Source organism: Curtobacterium sp. ZW137 (assembly GCF_003762905.1).
GTDB lineage: Bacteria > Actinomycetota > Actinomycetes > Actinomycetales > Microbacteriaceae > Curtobacterium.
Genome location: NZ_RJKS01000002.1, coordinates 678,185 through 695,598, shown reverse-complemented (window position 1 = coordinate 695,598; position 17,414 = coordinate 678,185). Strand labels below are relative to the sequence as shown.

At 64.1% G+C, this 17,414-nt stretch carries 14 protein-coding genes; 11 read left to right on the top strand and 3 right to left on the bottom strand.

Annotated elements, in window-relative coordinates:
- Positions 1–2: 2 nt before the first annotated feature.
- Entirely contained in the window at positions 3–1,319 is a 1,317-nt protein-coding gene (locus EDF55_RS08480; protein WP_123654451.1) for a PP2C family protein-serine/threonine phosphatase, read from the bottom strand.
- Positions 1,320–1,416: 97 nt separating this feature from the next.
- Complete coding sequence (locus tag EDF55_RS08475) at positions 1,417–2,139, bottom strand: CPBP family intramembrane glutamic endopeptidase (RefSeq protein WP_123654450.1); 723 nt, start codon at positions 2,137–2,139, stop codon at positions 1,417–1,419.
- A gap of 152 nt (positions 2,140–2,291) precedes the next feature.
- On the opposite strand from EDF55_RS08475, the gene EDF55_RS08470 reads away from it, so the two are divergent.
- From EDF55_RS08470 to EDF55_RS19225, 8 genes are all read left to right on the top strand, one after another.
- Entirely contained in the window at positions 2,292–3,743 is a 1,452-nt protein-coding gene (locus EDF55_RS08470; RefSeq protein WP_123654449.1) for a polysaccharide biosynthesis tyrosine autokinase, read from the top strand.
- 70 nt (positions 3,744–3,813) lie between these two features.
- Positions 3,814–4,725, top strand: coding sequence for a hypothetical protein (locus tag EDF55_RS08465; RefSeq protein ID WP_123654448.1), 912 nt, complete (start codon positions 3,814–3,816; stop codon positions 4,723–4,725).
- Between the two features lie 13 nt (positions 4,726–4,738).
- Positions 4,739–6,205, top strand: coding sequence for a sugar transferase (locus EDF55_RS08460; protein ID WP_123654447.1), 1,467 nt, complete (start codon positions 4,739–4,741; stop codon positions 6,203–6,205).
- Positions 6,206–6,250: 45 nt separating this feature from the next.
- On the top strand, positions 6,251–7,015 hold the full coding sequence (locus EDF55_RS08455; RefSeq protein WP_123654446.1) for a WecB/TagA/CpsF family glycosyltransferase: 765 nt from the start codon (positions 6,251–6,253) through the stop codon (positions 7,013–7,015).
- A 65-nt stretch (positions 7,016–7,080) separates the two neighbouring features.
- Entirely contained in the window at positions 7,081–8,118 is a 1,038-nt protein-coding gene (locus tag EDF55_RS08450; protein WP_185017245.1) for a glycosyltransferase family 4 protein, read from the top strand.
- A 151-nt stretch (positions 8,119–8,269) separates the two neighbouring features.
- On the top strand, positions 8,270–8,932 hold the full coding sequence (locus tag EDF55_RS08445) for a hypothetical protein (RefSeq protein WP_123654444.1): 663 nt from the start codon (positions 8,270–8,272) through the stop codon (positions 8,930–8,932).
- Between the two features lie 252 nt (positions 8,933–9,184).
- Positions 9,185–9,799, top strand: coding sequence for an RIO1 family regulatory kinase/ATPase (locus EDF55_RS08440; protein ID WP_185017243.1), 615 nt, complete (start codon positions 9,185–9,187; stop codon positions 9,797–9,799).
- Positions 9,800–9,816: 17 nt separating this feature from the next.
- Positions 9,817–11,043: a polysaccharide biosynthesis C-terminal domain-containing protein gene (locus EDF55_RS19225; RefSeq protein ID WP_123654442.1), complete on the top strand. Its 1,227-nt coding sequence runs from the start codon at positions 9,817–9,819 to the stop codon at positions 11,041–11,043.
- A 104-nt stretch (positions 11,044–11,147) separates the two neighbouring features.
- Here EDF55_RS19225 and EDF55_RS08430 read toward each other — a convergent pair whose 3' ends face one another.
- Positions 11,148–12,098, bottom strand: coding sequence for an O-antigen ligase family protein (locus EDF55_RS08430; RefSeq protein ID WP_123654441.1), 951 nt, complete (start codon positions 12,096–12,098; stop codon positions 11,148–11,150).
- 1,279 nt (positions 12,099–13,377) lie between these two features.
- Here EDF55_RS08430 and gmd point away from each other — a divergent pair.
- From gmd to EDF55_RS08415, 3 genes are read left to right on the top strand one after another with little or no spacing between them, the layout of a single operon-like run.
- Positions 13,378–14,406, top strand: a complete 1,029-nt coding sequence (gmd, locus tag EDF55_RS08425; protein WP_123654440.1) for a GDP-mannose 4,6-dehydratase — start codon at positions 13,378–13,380, stop codon at positions 14,404–14,406.
- Entirely contained in the window at positions 14,406–15,377 is a 972-nt protein-coding gene (locus tag EDF55_RS08420) for a GDP-L-fucose synthase (protein WP_123654439.1), read from the top strand. The genes gmd and EDF55_RS08420 overlap by 1 nt, the downstream gene beginning before the upstream one ends.
- A 35-nt stretch (positions 15,378–15,412) precedes the next feature.
- On the top strand, positions 15,413–17,233 hold the full coding sequence (locus tag EDF55_RS08415; RefSeq protein ID WP_123654438.1) for a DUF4012 domain-containing protein: 1,821 nt from the start codon (positions 15,413–15,415) through the stop codon (positions 17,231–17,233).
- Positions 17,234–17,414: the final 181 nt, after the last annotated feature.

The following is a 17,414-nucleotide window of genomic DNA, read 5'->3' as shown; positions in this document are numbered from 1 at the left end:
CGCTACCGGCTGTCGGCCAACTGCGACCCCGACCGTCCGGCGCTGTGCGGATCTGCTTCCGCCGTCACCGCCGATCGTCGGAGCGCCATCACTGTGACGTCGTCATCGTGGTCGACGGACCGGGCGAGGGTGATGAGCCGCTCCACGATCGTGTCAGGGTCGGTGTCCTCGAGTGCGATCGCCGCGACGTGGTCGACAGCATCGAGCTCGCCGCCGAAGAGGTCGAGCACGCCGTCGCTGATGCAGACGAGCACGTCGTCGGGTTCGAGTCGGGTCTCGTTCGCGGTCCAGTGCTCCTCGAGCCCCAGGCCGAGCCCGATCGGCAGCTGTGCCGATGCGAGTCGTTCCGCGGAACCGTCGTGTCGGGCGATCACGGTGAGCCCGTGACCGGCATCGACCCAGAGCAGCCGGTCCCCGTCGACCCGTGCGTGGAAGAGCGTCGTGAACCCGGCGACCGTCCCGCTACCGTCCGGGTCGATCGCGAGCCCCTGGGACGCGCGTGCGACGGCGGCAGCCGGATCGGGATCCGCACGAGAGCTGCGCAGCACCGCGCGCACGGCGGCAGCGAGGAGGCCGGACCCGACGCCCTTGCCCATGACGTCGCCCAGGGTGATCGCGAGGCCTTCGTCGGTCTCGTACCAGTCCAGGAAGTCTCCGCCGACCGTCCGGGCAGGGAGACAGGTGCCGGCCACGCTGTACCCCGGGACGGGACCGAGCGCCTTCGGGAGCAGTGACCGCTGGACCGCGGCCGCTTGCTCGAGTTCGGCGCGGACCCGTTCCTCGCGCCGCTGCGAGCGTCGCAGCTGTGCACCGTGCAGCCGACTGAGCTGGTTCACCACGACGGCGAGTGTCCCGTATGACACCAGCACCACGCCGAGGCGGATGAGTTCCGTGGTGGGGTCGATGAGTCCGTCGCCGAGGGCGATCGGGGTGAGGATGACGACCGCGGTGCCGAGCGCGGCGTACAGGACGAAGCGTCGAGCCTCCTGCGCCGCGAGCCACACGACCGGCAGCGCGACGAGGGCGGTGAAGACGGACGCCGACGAGCCGGTCGCCCACCGCAGGACACCGAGCGCGATGAAGTCGAGCGCCGGGACGACGTGCACCAGGGCGGAGACCGCGGTCGGACGGGCCGTCACGGCAGCGGCCCAGATCGTCGCGACGACGGTCAGGGCGATCGCGGTCAGCAGCCCGCCGCCGTTGCTGACGCGGAGCTGCGGAACGGTGACGGACAGGACCGTGGCCATGCCGATGAGCAGTGCGAACGGCGCCTGCTTGACCAGCGGCGTGAGCGACCACCGCTCGAGGAGACGGTTCACCGTGCCCACCGCCGGACCTCCGTTCCACGCCCTGACCCGACGCCTCCGTCGTCCACGCTAGGTCGGAGTTCCGGGACGTGGCACCCCCAGTGCGAGGTCACCGCGGCCACGTGGCGACCACCGCCACCGCGTTGAAGAGCACGTGTGCCAGGACGGCTCCGCCGATCCGGTCGGTCATCGCCACGAGGGTGCCCGTCAGCGCGCCGAGGAGGAACGTCGTCACGAAGACCTGGAAGCCACCGACCGGGGTCGACGCTGCGCCGAGCAGGAGGTGGAGGAGCGCGAACAGGAAGGCGGTCAGGAGCACGGCAAGGAACCGGCTCCGCGGCGTGAGCTCCGCGGCCAGGCGGCGTTGGAACAGCCCGCGGAAGACCACTTCCTCGAGGAAGGGGCTGACCAGGACGACCCCGATCGCGGACACCACGAGCAACCCGGTGTCGGGCGTGCCGAGCGACGGGGCCGGAGCGAGCCCGGTGCTCCCGGTGAGGGCGATCGACAGTGCCACGTCGACGACACGGCAGATGATGACGATCCCGATGCCGAAGACCACGTCGCCGAGGTCGATCCGCAGCCGTGCCGTCATCGCCGAGCGGCTCGTGTGCCGGAGGACCCACCCGGCGCCGACGACCAGCGGTACCCACACGGCGGCGTCGGCGGCGAGGACCTGCAGGACCGGCGACGGGATGCCCCCGGAGCGCGACACCCCGGCCACGACCCGGGCGAGGAGGACGGCCACCCCGAGTCCGACGAGGAGCACGACGAGGTCGCGCTGGCGTGTGGTGTCTGGCTCGGCGGTGGGTCGGGCCGTCTCGGAGCGCATGGGGCAACCGTAGAGGACCGGTAGCCGAGTTCGGTGCCGCGAGCCGAGGTGTGCTCGAACCTGTGGCAGTATTTGAATGCCGTGCGCCAGGACTACCCTGGCGCGCCTGTGATGGGACCACAGGAACGGACCGGATCGGGGAAGGCGAGCGCGTGGAGCTCCGCGACTACATCACCGTGCTGCGCAAGGGGTGGGTGCTCATCCTCGTGCTCGCACTCGTCGGCGTCGCCGCCGCAGCAGGGTTCTCCCTCCTCAAGAAGCCCGTCTACTCCGCGTCCGCGCAGGTCTTCGTGTCGACGGAGACGACGGGCAGCGCGAGTGACCTCGCCCAGGGCAACACGTTCACGCAGCAGCGCGTCCTCACCTACTCCAACCTGGTCTCCACGCCGATCGTGCTCCTGCCGGTCATCTCGTCGCTCAAGCTCGACATGAACGCCGATCAGCTGGCGACGATGGTCACCGCGACCGCGCCGACGAGCACGACGCTCATCTCCATCTCGGTGGACGACACCGACCCGGTGCAGGCGGCGGACATCGCGAACGCGACCTCGCAGAGCCTGACCAACGTCGTGCAGGACATCGAGGCCACGGACGCGAACGGCACCAGCACCGTGAAGCTCACCCGGGTCAAGCAAGCCCAGGTCCCGAGCACGCCGGTCAGCCCCAACGTCCCGGTGAACGTGGCACTCGGACTGCTCGTCGGGCTCGCACTCGGTGTCGGCATCGCGGTCCTCCGCGAGACGCTGGACAACCGTGTCCGCACCGAGCTCGACGTCGAGAAGATCAGTGACAAGCCGGTGGTCGGTGGCATCGCCTTCGACAACAAGGCGTCGGAGCGTCCGCTCATCGTGCAGGTGGACCCCAGGAGCCCGCGTGCCGAGTCCTTCCGCACCCTGCGCACGAACCTGCAGTTCCTCGACATCGGGACGGGTGCGCGGACGTTCGTCATGACGTCGTCGGTGCAATCGGAGGGCAAGAGCACCACCGTCGCGAACCTCGCCATCGCCCTCGACAGCGCCGGCTTCCGCGTGATCCTCATCGACGCCGACCTCCGCCGTCCGCGCGTGGCCGAGTACATGGACGTCGACGGCAGCGTCGGACTGACCGATGTGCTCATCGGTCGCGCGAGCCTCGAGGACGTCGCGCACCCGTGGGGGCGCGGCAACATGGTCGTGCTGCCGTCGGGCGCGATCCCGCCGAACCCGTCGGAGCTCCTCGGCTCCCGGGCGATGGAGGGCCTCATCACGACTCTCGAGCAGCAGTTCGACTACGTGCTCTTCGACGCCCCGCCGCTGCTGCCGGTGACCGACGCCGCGATCCTGGCGAAGAAGGCGTCCGGCGCGATCCTCGCGGTCGCGGCGGGCAAGACGCACAAGGGCCAGCTCGCGGCCGCGGTCACGTCGCTCGAGAACGTCGGCGCCCCGATCGCCGGCTTCGTGATCACGATGATGCCGGTCAAGGGGCCGGGTGCCTACGGCTACGGCCGGTACGGCTACGGCTACGGGTACGGCCTCGGTGAGGACGACGAGTCAGCGTCGGAGGGCGCTCGGACGTCCAAGCGCATCGGCAAGAAGGCCGGCGTCCTGCGTCGAGCCGAGCACTGAGGGGGCTGAGGGGGACATGAGCAATCGCCGGGGGACCCGAAACCTCGGCCGCGGGCTACCGCGGACCACCTTGATCTGGGTCACGACAGCGGTCGTGGCCCTGGTCGTGATCGACGTCGTGCTCGTCTCGCTCGCGCTCGGCCGCACCTCGCCGGAGCAGAACGGTCCCGCGGGTCCGATCCCCACGTTCACGAGCACTCCGGACACGACCGAGGCCCCGTCGCCGAGCGCGTCGTCGACGTCGGCCCCGTCCGCCAGCGCGGATCCCGCATCGGCCACCTCATCCGCTCGCCGTCTGCTGTCCGCAGTGGACGGCCTGGAGGCATGGCGCGCGTCCGCAGGGACATGTGGCGTCGACGAGCCGGTGCTCGAGCACACCGTGGACGGTGGGGCGACGTGGGTCCCGGTGGATCTCGGGGCGGATGTCGGCTCGCTCATGGCGATCCGAGCCTCCAGTACGGGTCTGTCGGTACTGGCCGGCGTCGGTGACGGCTGCACCACCACCGTCCGGACCAGCACGGACCACGGCGCCACCTGGATCGCCGGCGCGTCCGGCGCCGCCGGCGCCGGGATCGCCGCCGACGGCATCGTGCTGTCCACCGGCACGGTCGACGAACCGTGCTCGGACCCGATCGATGCCTTCCAGGGGCAGCGGACAGCCGTCGTCGTCTGTGACGGTCAGCTGGAGTGGCGGACGGGGACCAGTGCGTGGGTGGACGTCCCGGTCGGCGGGGTGCGCTCACTCGCCGTCGACGGCAACGACTACACCCTGGCTCGTGTCCGCACCGCCCAGTGCCAGGGCGTCGCGATCGAGACCATGTCTGCGATCGGTGTGACGCCCTCCACGGCGACCACTGCCGTCGGCTGCGTCGACGACGCCGACAGCTCCGGCCCCGTCTCCATCGACCGCGCCGGCGAGGACGTCTGGCTGTGGGCGGGGGACGACGTGACGGTGTCTGCGGACGGTGGTGTCACGTGGTGACCAGGCGGCGGGCATGACCGCCGAGACCACCCGATCCTCGGCCGCGCTCGGGTCCACCGAGGACTGGAGTCGTGCGTACTCCCGTCGTGTGCTCTTCACCGACCTGCTCGCCCTGATCTGGGTCGTGTTCGGCGTGCAGATCGCCTGGCTGGGGCTGGAGTCGAACCTCGCCACGAACACCGCAGACGTCCGCCTGAGCTACTTCGGGATCTCCGTCGTCGTGATCATCGTGTGGATGAGCGCCCTCGCCCTCTACGACACTCGTGGCGACCGGGTGATCGGCGTCGGCAGTGTGGAGTACCGACTCATCGCGGACTCGAGCGTGCGGGTGTTCGGGCTGTTGGCGATCGCCGCGTTCCTCTTCCACGTCGACCTCGCCCGCGGGTACGTGCTCATCGCGTTCCCCCTGGGGATCGGAGTCCTGCTGCTCTCGCGCTGGATGTGGCGGCAGTGGCTCGTCGCGCAGCGCAAGCAGGGGGCGTACTCGGCGAAGGTGCTGCTCGTCGGCTCGACCGCGAGCGTCCTGCACACCGGACGGGAGCTCGGCCGCTCCCCGGAAGCCGGCTACCGGGTCGTCGGTGCCGCCGTGTCGAACGGACACCGCGGCCTCCTGCCGAACTCGACCATCGAGAGTCACGGCGGCTTCGACGACCTGGCGGACGCGTTGGCCCAGACCGGTGCCGACACGGTCGTCATCACCAGCTCCGACGACCTGCCACCGGAGCGCGTCCGGCAGCTCAGTTGGTCCCTGGAGCCGGGCCGGCAGCACCTGGTCGTGGCGCCGAGCCTCACCGACATCGGTGGTCCGCGCATCCACACGCGGCCGGTGCAGGGTCTCCCGCTGATCCACGTCGAGACTCCGACCTACTCGGGACGGAAGCTCTACACGAAGCGAGCGTTCGACGTGATCGGCTCCGGCCTGCTCATCATCATGCTGTCGCCGGTGCTGCTCGTCCTCGCGCTCATCGTCAAGACGACGTCCCCTGGTCCGGTCTTCTTCCGCCAGGAGCGCGTCGGCCTGAACGGCAGCAGGTTCCACATGGTCAAGTTCCGCTCGATGGTGGTGGACGCCGAGGAGCGCCTGCAGGAGCTCAGCACCCTCGACCGCGCGGAGGGCAACGACGTCCTCTTCAAGATGCGGAACGACCCCCGCGTCACGAGGGTCGGCGCCTTCATGCGTCGATACAGCCTCGACGAGGTGCCCCAGCTCTTCAACGTGCTGCTGGGCACCATGTCGCTCGTCGGCCCCCGGCCACCGCTTTCGAAGGAAGTGGCCCTCTACGACTCGCACGTTCACCGCCGTTTTCTGGTGAAGCCAGGTATGACCGGGCTTTGGCAGGTCAGTGGAAGGTCGGATTTGTCATGGGACGATTCAGTTCGACTCGACCTCTTCTACGTCGAGAACTGGTCTCTGGTCGGGGATCTTGTGATTCTGTGGCGGACCATGAAGGCGGTCGCTCAGAGTGATGGCGCGTATTGACCAACCACCCGACCGGATCCTTGTTATGGAAAGTATGAATGCTCAATGACTGCTAAGTCTTCTTCTCATCTTCAGGAGATGCGCAGACGTCCGCTCGGCGGCCTATCACTTATCGCTGCAAGACCGGAGCAAGCCTCTCGAGCGGTGATTGAAGCGAGCAAAGCGGGCGGAGGAGGGAGAGCGGTGCATTTCCTCAACGCGTACTCACTGGCTCTGGCACAGAGCGACGGAGAGTTCCGAAGCACCCTGCAGACCGAAGCGCATAACTTCCCCGACGGAAAACCACTCAGCTGGGTAACACGTTGGTCAGCGGAACCGCTTCATCAAGTACGAGGCCCCCAGTTCTTCCTCGACGTGATGAATAAGGGTCGCGCGTCAGATGTCCGTCATTTCCTTCTCGGGGGATCGCAGGACCTGCTAGACAAGCTCGAGCGGAACTTGACCGACCTATTCCCGGGGGTGCTCCTTGTCGGTTCTTTCAGCCCCCCTTTCAGGCAATTAGCGGCGGAAGAAATTCTGGCGCAGGACGCACTGATCAGAGAGTCCGAAGCGGATATTGTTTGGGTCGGGTTGGGCACGCCGAAACAGGACTTCGAGGTTCAGCGGCTTGCGGCGGAACTTCATGTTGTTGCTTGCGCTGTTGGCGCTGCGTTCGACTTCACAGCCAAGACGAAGCGGGAGGCACCGCGTTGGATGACGTCCGTCGGGCTCGAGTGGCTCTACCGGCTACTCTCCGAACCCCGTCGGCTCTGGAAGCGCTATCTAATCGGGAATTTCGTTTTCCTACGCGCGATTTTAAGGGATCATTGATAATGCCTAATCAAAGCATCGTGATTATAAGTCAATTGCCTCCGCCCACGCACGGGTCAACAATCATGACGAAGATACTTCTTGAAGTCCTGGATGAGCTTGGAGAAGATACTTGCATTGTTGAGCGTCGGTTCAGCAGAGAAGTCGGTCAGATCGGCGCGCTGTCGCTACGCAAGATAATCGCCGCGCCATCGCTCGCACTGCGTCTCGCGATGGCCTTAACTCGTCGTCCCTCGATGTGCATATTCTTCTGCACGAGTCGCCCTTTTTCGTTTTTAGTCGATGTCATCCTCGGTGAGATTTTGCGAGCATTCAGGGTTCCAACGGTGAACTATGTCCATACGAGGGGCTATACGAGTCTGGCTTCCCGGGGGCGCATTTGGCGCTTTTTGACCAAGCGTTTGCTCTCCCATGCGAAGCGGACTGTTTGCTTGAGCGAAGCCCTTATATCAGACGTTTCTCCGTTCGTCGGCAGCGGCGGCACGATTATCATTGGCAACACGATCGAAAGTCCGCTGGTCCCCGTTGTCAGAGATCCTGAAGGGTTAATCCTCTTCCTTTCCAATCTCCTAGAGGAAAAAGGCGCTGATATATTCGTTGGGATGGCTATCGAGCTCTGTAAGCGGTATCCGGCGCTCGACTTCGCTCTTGTCGGCGCATCCGCCGATCCATCGCTGAAGGGGCGGCTCGAACGACTCGTCGCACAAGCCGGCCACAGCGACCGTATTCGGTTCTTGGGTTCGTTGTTCGGTGACGACAAGTGGGCAATCCTCGCTCGCGCCCAGCTCTTGGTTTTCCCGTCCCGGTACAGGTATGAGGCGCAGCCGCTTACGATCCTTGAAGCGTTTAGCCTCGGTTTACCGGTGGTGGCGTCGGACGTAGGAGCAATCGGGGAGATTGTGGACGCGAAAAATGGGAGGCTCCTGCCTATCCCCGCGATTGCCGATGCGGTTCGCGCAGTTTCCGAGGTATTAGATGACGCTCTCACGATCCCTGAACTGTCCCGAGGGGCGCGTCTGACGTTCGAGCGGAACCACTCAAGAGAAACGTTTCGACGGGCTTGGTCGGAGCTAATTGCATCGACGCGGGAGACTAAACGATGAGCAGCGCGGAGCTATTGCCTGGTGTCGGGACGCGGGAAGGAAGGCTGTAGAAGTGGTGTTTAAAGAGACAAAGCCAGTGATACTACTCACGGCTGCCATACAACCGAACCCAGGTATCCAAGTAGCCATTCAGGACCGGTCGGAACGTCTCGTGCAATATTTGCACGCGTTCGGCTTTTGGGCTCAGTTTTGCGCCGACCGGGGTAGCCAATTATGCATCATCGAATCATCTGGCGCAGACCCAACGGTGTTCGCTGAGGCATTGTCTGCTCTGCCCACGGCGCAGGTTGAAGTGCTGAGACACTCACCGGATACTCAAACTCTCGCGCGCGGTAAGGGTGCCGCTGAGGCCGAGCTCATCGATTTTGCGCTTGCGGAGTCGAGATTTTTAAGTGAGCCAACAGCTCAATTTTATAAAGTGACTGGGCGCTTGATTGTGGGTAATGCTGAAGAAGTTATCGTACCGGTGTCAGCGGACGTGGTGCGGGCGAGACATTTTCTAGACCGTACCCGCGTAGATATGCGCGTAGTCGGGACGACCGCTTCGCTTTGGCGCGAACTGCTAGCGGACATGGGCCGTGACGTCAATGAGAACAAAAGCATAGACCTAGGAAATGTGGTCGCCGCCCGCCTTGCCTCACCGGCGATTATGAAGCAGATACAGGTTGAACGTTTCAACCCTCGACCCGCGATTAGGGGCCAGTCCGGCACTAATGGTCGTACCTACGGATCATTGAAGCATAGGGTCAGCGAGGCGTTCGGGCTGGGCGTCGAAGACGCTCTAGCTCGATTCGCTGGATGGAAATCAATCTAGATGAAACCCGAAGCTACTTGGTCCTCGAGGGTACCCCTCGGCCGCGACATACGGCGAATTGGTCAAGCAGGTGTTCGCAGTGCCTTGACGATTTATCGTCCGTCGACGAGGCGAGGCCGGTTTCTCCTCCGACTCAAGGTCATATCGTTATTCATCTGGGGCGCAAGAAGAAGAATGCACACGTCCTTGGAGATGACGCGGATGATGCGGAAGCTATCGACGGACTCTGCCTTCTTATACCAGTCGTCAAAAATGTCGCGATGGATCATCGGATTATATCAATCTCGACGCCTAGTCTTTGTTGCAAAGGTGGGGGACGAGGCTGATAGCGCTTTGGCTAGCGAGGCAGACTTTCTGACTCGCCTTCAAGGTGGTTCGGACGTTTTTCGCGTCCCCGAGCTTGTCAGCTTTGAACACGAAAACAATTCTCAGGTGTTGATTACACGTGCTGTCCCGGATGACGGGCCATCTCTCAGTCGCTACGACATCGCGAGCCTCGTGCGGGAGCTTGCTCGTCTGCGTATCACGCACGGCGATTTGACCCCCTGGAATATTCTCGGTAGCGAGGGTCAGGTATGGTTAATCGACTGGGAGTCAGCCAGTGGAACTCTCGCGCCTGGTTTCGATTTGATCCACCATGAGGTGTCAGTTGCGGCGCTAGTTACCGGGGCGTCTCCGCGATCCGTGTTTCTTGACCTGATTGAACACGGAGGTGTTTTACGCGAGTTGCTGACAAGTGAGTTAAGTCCGGCCGGGCCGACCGCCACGATTCTCCATTACATTACGTCTATCGATTGGCGAAGACGCGACGATCGTTTACGAGTATTCGCCGATGCCCTCCTTGAACTTTGTGAATCGGACGAGTGAGGCCGGGTGGGAGTGTAATGTCAAGCGCGGCTAAGGGACGAGCGATACGTCTCGCGGGCTACATTGCTATACCGGTGACAAGCGGTCTTGTTTCGCTCGCCCTCTTCCCTACAGTGAGTTCACTGTTTGGGTCGCTCGGATGGAGCAGCGTCGCGGTCGGACTCTCTTCGGGCATGGCCATTTCAGTTGTCCTGGAACTCGGATGGGGAGTGACCGGCCCAATGCGAGTCGCGCGTGCAAGCGCTCGAGCTCGGCGTCGTATTTTCGCGATCTCGATTGTTTCTAAGGCCGTGGTAGGATTGCCTTTGGTGTTGATTGCGGGCATCTTGGCTTTCTCTGTGGCCAAGGGCTATCCTTTGGCAAGTGCGGTTATGGCGGCGGCGAGTACCCTCGGGGGGCTTTCATCTGTCTGGTATTTCGCCGGCGCCGGGAAGCCTTGGATAGCCGTACTCACGGATCCCGCAGGGAAGTTCCTTTACTCCGTCGTGGCAGTGGCGGTCGGCTACGGTACTCATTCGCTCCTCGCTATCGCTCTGGTCATGCTTGCAGGGTCGCTATTCTCGCCCCTGCTGGCGATCGTAGGGTCCGGTGTACGAAAGCGCGATTTCGCCAAGCTCTCAGCGGGACGAATCCTGTTTGTTGTCAGAGCGCAACTTGTTGCCCTCGGCGGTCGTGCGGCGACGGCGGGATACATCTCCTTGCCTACCGTTCTGGTCGGGGTAGCGAGCCCTGGTTCGCTGGCCATTTTTGCGTCTGCTGAGAGACTGCAACGCATGACTCTCCAGGTCTTGAACGCAGTTCCAACCTCGATGCAACCTTGGGTTGGGTCTGTGCCTCTGCCGGAGCGAGTCCGGCGAATGAAAATAGCCATCTGGGCTTCATTGAGCTATGGGTTGGTGGCCGGCGTGTCGTTTGCCCTCTTGGCCCCGATCGCCGCAGATATTTTGTTCAGCGGGGAGACTCCACTCCCCATGCATCTGACTTGGCTTTGTGCTGCAGTGATCGCTGTAACCTGTACCTCTAGGGCGACGGGTGGCATAGCACTCGTTGCGCTTGGCGAGGTACGAAGTTTGACTCGTAGTGCTCTTCTTGGTGCAGTCGTAGGACTCCCCGCCATTCTAATTCTTGCGCATTACCTGGGTGCATCTGGCGCTGTTGTGGGAGAGGTTGTGGCGGAGGTCGTAGTGCTCGCCGTCCAGTTGCGACGTCTGATAGGTCGAAGACGTCAAAGGCGCACTTTGTAGCTAGTCCTGTAAGGTTCAGTCGCACCGGAGAGTGGAACAAGAGATTGATGCGAGCATCTGGGATGGGTTGCAACTTCCCCTGATCTAGGGCTGTGCTGCCGCATTCATCGATGGTGAGCTTCACGTGCGTGCATCTCAAAGGTGAGAGCCCTGCGTTCCCCGCGGAGTGTTAGCAACACCCCGGCTGCCCAGAAGAATGGGATCGCGCCGAAGGGTGCTTCCAGCACCACTCCGAAAGACGCTACCGGAAGAATAGTGACGATAATCAACGCCGCCAGGGCGAGGATGGGCTCCCGCGCGATCAAGCGTCTGGACCGCACGATTACCCCTATCAAGCGTAGAACGATGAGGGCAATCAGCACTACGCCAACCCATCCTAGGCGCGCAAATACTCCGATGAAGTAATCGTGCGGACTGCGAACGCCGGTGTAGTCAGTGCCTTCAATGATTTGCACCGCTCCGGATTGTGTGAGGAAGTCGTTCCCGAACCCTCCGCCGAAGATTGATCGAGTTGCTGACTGGTTCGTCCAGTCGATTACCAGTGCCCAAGCCTGCTCTCGAGCATTACGTGTGCCGAGCGCGTTGATCTGCGCTGCGTTGGTCGCAAGCGATGGGTTTATGGTCGCGATAAGGCGTAGGCCCGGCGTCGTGCTTACGAGAGTCCAGAGCCCAGCAAGGGCAACTCCGGGTACCGCTGTTACAAAGAGAGCGCGCTTGTTCGAGATCCGTGGGATCACAGAAAATGTAAGGATTGCAACCACGGAAAGTGAGAGGAACAGGCTGATGAAACCCGCTCTTGATGGTAGCCCTGCAACCACCGCGGCGCAGAAAGCGAGCAGAAGAAGCATCAGGACGGGCCGTTGGCCGAGCATCATCCTGCGCAGACTAAGGCCAGCCAGAATTGCGATGAGAGCGCCGTCGAAGTCGTGACGAAGTTGGAATGGCGCTACTCCGAAAAGCGGTGGAGTGAATCCGATTCCAGCATTGTTCTTTGTGATGACCATTGTTGCAACCCAAAGCAAGTGAAAAATCAAGGCGATCCAAACGAGCTTCATCGTTGCCTCGCGTGCGCGGCGAGTTGAAGTAGACACCGAGTACGCTCCGATGAATGCGAGAACGGCGTAAGCGAAAGGTGCGGAGTCCCGAGCCCAGTCAACGAGCGATGACTGTCCTAACGAGAATGCCATCCGGAGCAGGGAGTAGCCCAGGAACACCCCGAGCAGTGTGCCTGGTGTCCGACTGGGAAGCGTGGGGGTTAGTTGCACCGTCGGGCGCGTTGCGAGTCGGGAGCGGGTGAGGAGAAGATGTGCTATTGATAACGCGAGGATCGCGTCCGATATGTAAAAGGGCGAGTGTCCAATTTGAGTGCCCCACCTAGATGCGCCCATGATCAATACGAGGGCTGCCGTTCCCGCGAGGAAACGTGTTGGTGTCACTGTAACTATTGTTCTAGTGCCGATGATTTGCTCCTCGCTTCGCTGTCATCTTAGACGTACTGAAGAGAGTCCGCCGAGGTGACGATCCTCCTAGCCCTGGAACCCAAGGTGTTCACCTCGCTCCTCTCAGGCACAGCAATGGTCAGGTCTTGCAGGGGAAGCTTCACGTACGAGCTGGCAAGTGAGATCCGTCGTTGGGGCTGTGCGAGACGCTGGGGGGCCAGAACCACTGCGGCGTGGGTGACGCCAGGTCCAGATGGGGTCGGGTATGGGGGCTAGCGCGGACCGGTAGGTGGCAGAACGTCGCGGTTTCAGACTAAGCAAGGACGAGTCGGGCGCGGCATCGGCACGCATGCTGCGTGCCGGTCAAGCTCTGCGAGAAGCGGTTGAAGAGGTTCATCAGTATTAGGCGGTCCACAGTTGCTTGGTCGATCGTCGTTGTCCCGACTTGTTTGTCGAGCGCCTCACCGCGGGTCAAGGTCCGGCCTGTGCTCGGTTGGGCGATGTCACCTACCGTGCGATTCGGCACCGTGTTCGGGTACTCCGCTATGGAATACCCCCCTGGGCCGCGATCGGATCGTGGAATCGTGGTGCGGTTCGTGCGAGTTTATTCGAATAGCCATGCCCTCGTCGTTTTGCCAGTTAGGCAGGTCGGCCCCCTACGGTGCTGCGAACTTGGGCGTCGTGGGTCGCAGCGGATTCGAGCGTCGGAGACACGCGGCCCGGATGTTCGCGCTCCCGGAAATCAACGCCAGTCAAAGCGGGTGCGCTAGCGTTTCGAATAACGAACGTGCGTACCGCGCTCGGTTCACGGGTGGGGTGGTCCGCGCCCTCGGGCCGGTGAACGCGACCAGCATTTAATACTTCAAATTTACTCGTATCATTATTAGGGGAGACTATGGCGAGAAAAGCGCTGATCACCGGGGTCACCGGGCAGGACGGCTCCTACCTGGCCGAGCTGCTCCTTCGCAAGGGATACGAGGTGCACGGGCTGATCCGGCGCGCCTCGACGTTCAACACCTCTCGGATCGATCACCTGTACGTCGATCCGCACGATCCGAACGCGAAGCTGTTCCTGCACTACGGGGACCTCGGGGACGGTGCGCGGCTGGTCAGCCTGCTCGGTGAGCTGAAGCCCGACGAGGTGTACAACCTGGCGGCGCAATCGCATGTTCGAGTGTCGTTCGATGAGCCGGAGCACACCGGGGACGTGACGGGCGTGGGCTCGATGCGCATGCTGGAAGCGGTCCGGATGTCCGGCATCCACACGCGCTTCTACCAGGCGTCGTCCTCCGAGATGTTCGGGGCGACGCCGCCGCCGCAGAACGAGGAGACGCCGTTCTGGCCGCGCTCCCCGTACGGGGCGGCGAAGGTCTACAGCTACTGGGTGACCCGCAACTACCGCGAGGCCTATGGCATGTTCGCCGTGAATGGCATCCTGTTCAACCATGAGTCGCCGCGTCGTGGTGAGACGTTCGTGACGCGCAAGATCACTCGCGCTGTGGCTCGGATCAAGGCCGGTCTGGAAGACAACGTCTACCTCGGCAACCTCGACTCGATCCGTGACTGGGGCTACGCAGCCGAGTACGTCGAGGGCATGTGGCGGATGCTGCAGGCTGACGAGCCGGACGACTTCGTTCTCGCGACCGGCGGCAACTTCACCGTCAAGGACTTCCTGCAGACGGCGTTCTCCCACGCCGGCCTGAACTGGGAGGACCACGTGCGCTTCGACGAGCGGTACCTCCGGCCGAGTGAGGTGGACGCCCTGGTGGGCGACGCCTCGAAGGCCAAGGAGAAGCTCGGGTGGGAAGCGACCGTGGACACCGCGGAACTCGCACGCATCATGGTCGACGCCGACATCTCGGCGCTCGAGCACGAGGGGCGCCCGTGGATCGACACCGTCCGTCTCGAGAGCTGGGGTTCCTGATGACCACGCACGACTTCACGCCAGGTGCGATCGATCGAGACGAGCGCGTCTACGTCGCCGGTCACCGTGGACTCGTCGGTTCGGCGGTCTGGCGGAAGCTCGAGTCCGAGGGCTTCAACGACGTCATCGGGCGCTCGTCGTCTGAGCTGGACCTGAAGGACCGCACGGCGGTGTTCGACTTCTTCGCCGAGGAGAAGCCCAAGCACGTCGTCCTCGCCGCCGCCAAGGTCGGCGGGATCATGGCGAACAACACCTACCCGCACGACTTCCTCAGTGAGAACCTGCAGATCCAGGTCAACGTGATGGATGCTGCGGTGGAGCACGGCGTCGAGCGCCTCGTGTTCCTCGGGTCGTCGTGCATCTACCCGAAGCTGGCCGAACAGCCGATCCACGAGGATGCGCTGCTGACCGGGCACCTGGAACCGACGAACGACGCGTACGCGATCGCGAAGATCGCCGGCATCCTCCACGTGCAAGCGGTTCGCCGGCAGCACGGGCTGCCGTGGATCTCCGCGATGCCCACGAACCTCTACGGCCCGGGCGACAACTTCTCGCCGCAGGGTTCGCACGTCCTGCCGGCGCTGATCCGTCGATACGACGAGGCGGCGCAGTCGGGCGCTGGCCGTGTCGAGAACTGGGGGACCGGTACTCCCCGTCGCGAGTTCCTGCACGTCGACGACATGGCCGCTGCCGTCTTCCACCTGCTCGAGAACTACGACGGTCCGGACCAGGTCAACGTCGGCACGGGCTCAGATGTCACCATCCGCGAGATCGCGGAGACGATCGCGAAGATCGTGGGCTTCGACGGCGAGACCGTGTGGGACACGTCGAAGCCCGACGGGACACCGCAGAAGCTCCTCGACGTCTCGAAGCTGGCGGACGCCGGATGGACGGCGCAGATCGGACTCGAAGAAGGACTGCGCAGCACCGTCGAGTGGTACCGGGAGCACGCGGGTTCGGTGCGTCAGTGACGGTGGTCGGACATGAGGAACCGTAGGATTGCCTCATGTCCGACCTTCCCGAGTCGCGACGCACTGCAGCGCCCCGGGGGTTCAGGCCCCGGATCGTCCTGTGGGTCGTCCTCGCCTTCGTCCTGCTGCTGATCCTCGCCGTCGCGTGGGTCGGGGTCCGTGCCGTGCTCGCCAAGGGGCACCTGGAGCAGGCGGTCGCTGACGTCGGCACACTCCGGTCGCAGTTGACCGGCGGGGACACTGCGGCAGCGCAGAAGACCGCGCGGCACCTGTCGGACGAAGCCGGCGCTGCGCGGTCGCTGACCGGCGACCCGGTGTGGGGCGCGGCGCAGGTCACGCCGTTCTTCGGGACGAACCTCAGCGCGGTGCGGCAGGTCTCCGTCGTCGTGGACGACGTCGCCCGGAACGCCGTGAGTCCGGTGGCCGGCGTGGTCGGGAAGCTCGGGACCGACTCCTTCGCCCCGAAGGACGGCAAGCTGGACCTGCAGCCGATCGAGGACGCGCAACCCGCGGTCGCGAAGGCGACGAAGACGTTGTCGGTGGCCACGAAGGACGCGGACGCGATCGACACGAGCGACACCCTGTCGCCGGTGACGACCGCTGTCGGTCAGCTGCGGAACGCCTTGTCGTCCGCAACGGCGCAGGTGACCGCGGTGAACCGCATCGTGCAGCTCGCCCCTGCGATGCTCGGGCACGACGGCGACCGGAACTACGTGCTGCTGTTCCAGAACAACGCCGAGTTGCGTGCGGGCGGCGGGATCCCGGGGGCGGTTGCGCTCCTGCAGGCCAAGGACGGCGTCATCAAGCTGGAAAGCCAGGCGGCGGGCGGATCGTTCGGCCCGTACGACGAGCCCGTGCTGCCGCTGTCGGCGGACACCACGGCGCTGTACGGGTCGATCACGGGTGAGTACATGCAGGACGTCACGCTGACCCCGCGCTTCGACGTGTCCGCGAAGCTGGCGCAGGCGATGTGGAAGCAGAAGTTCGGCCAGCAGGTCGACGGGGTCCTGGCGATGGACCCCGTGACGCTCAGCTACATCCTCCGGGCGACCGGGCCGGTCAAGCTTCCGACCGGTGACACCCTGACCTCGGACAACGCGGTCAAGATGCTGCTCAGCGACGTGTACGCGAAGTACCCGGACCCGGCGGTGCAGGACCTGTTCTTCGCATCCGCCGCCAGCGCGGTGTTCGACAAGGTGTCGAGCGGGGGCTACGACACGAAGGAGTTCGTGGCCGCGCTCACCCAGGGATCGGACGAGGGGCGGCTCCGGCTGTGGAGTGCCACGAAGGGGGAGCAGCGACGGCTGAGCGGAACGGCACTCGCCGGCGAGCTGCCCACGGCGACCGCAGCGTCGCGGCAGTTCGGCGTGTACCTGAACGACGGCACCGGCTCGAAGATGGACTACTACCTCGACAAGACGGTCGCGGTCGGCAGTTCGGTGTGCCGGAAGGACGGTCGGCCGACCTCCGTCGTCGAGGTCACGCTCAAGAACACCGCACCGGCGGACGCGGCGACGAGCCTGCCGTCGTACGTGACGGGTGGCGGATCCTTCGGCACCGAGCCCGGCAAGGTGAAGACGCTCATCGCGGTGTACGCGCCGGCGAACGCGATCTACCTCGGCGGGACGCAGGACGGCAAGCCGGCCGCGCTGCAGACCACGAAGGACGGCGAGCATCCGGTGACGCAGCTCCGGACGGTGCTGGCGCCGGGGGAGAGCACCACGCTCCGGGTGGCGTTCCTGGGGTCGGCGGAGTTCGCGAACGCCGGCGTGCAGGCCGTGTCGACGCCCGGCGTGCATCAGACCGAAGCGAAGCCGGTCTCCTTCGAGTGCTCGGACCCGACCGCCGCGAAGTGATCGCGCATCCTGATCGCCAGGATGCGCAACGACGCGCACCCCAGAACGGGGGGCAAGTCGGCACCCTGTGAGCGCAGCAAGCAACCTGCGGTCGGTCGCAGCGCCGTCCAAGGTCCGCTGGCCAGGGCTGCGGGTGCGGCGGTGAACGGGGCTTTCCGTGGGAGGCGCACCGAGCCGTGCC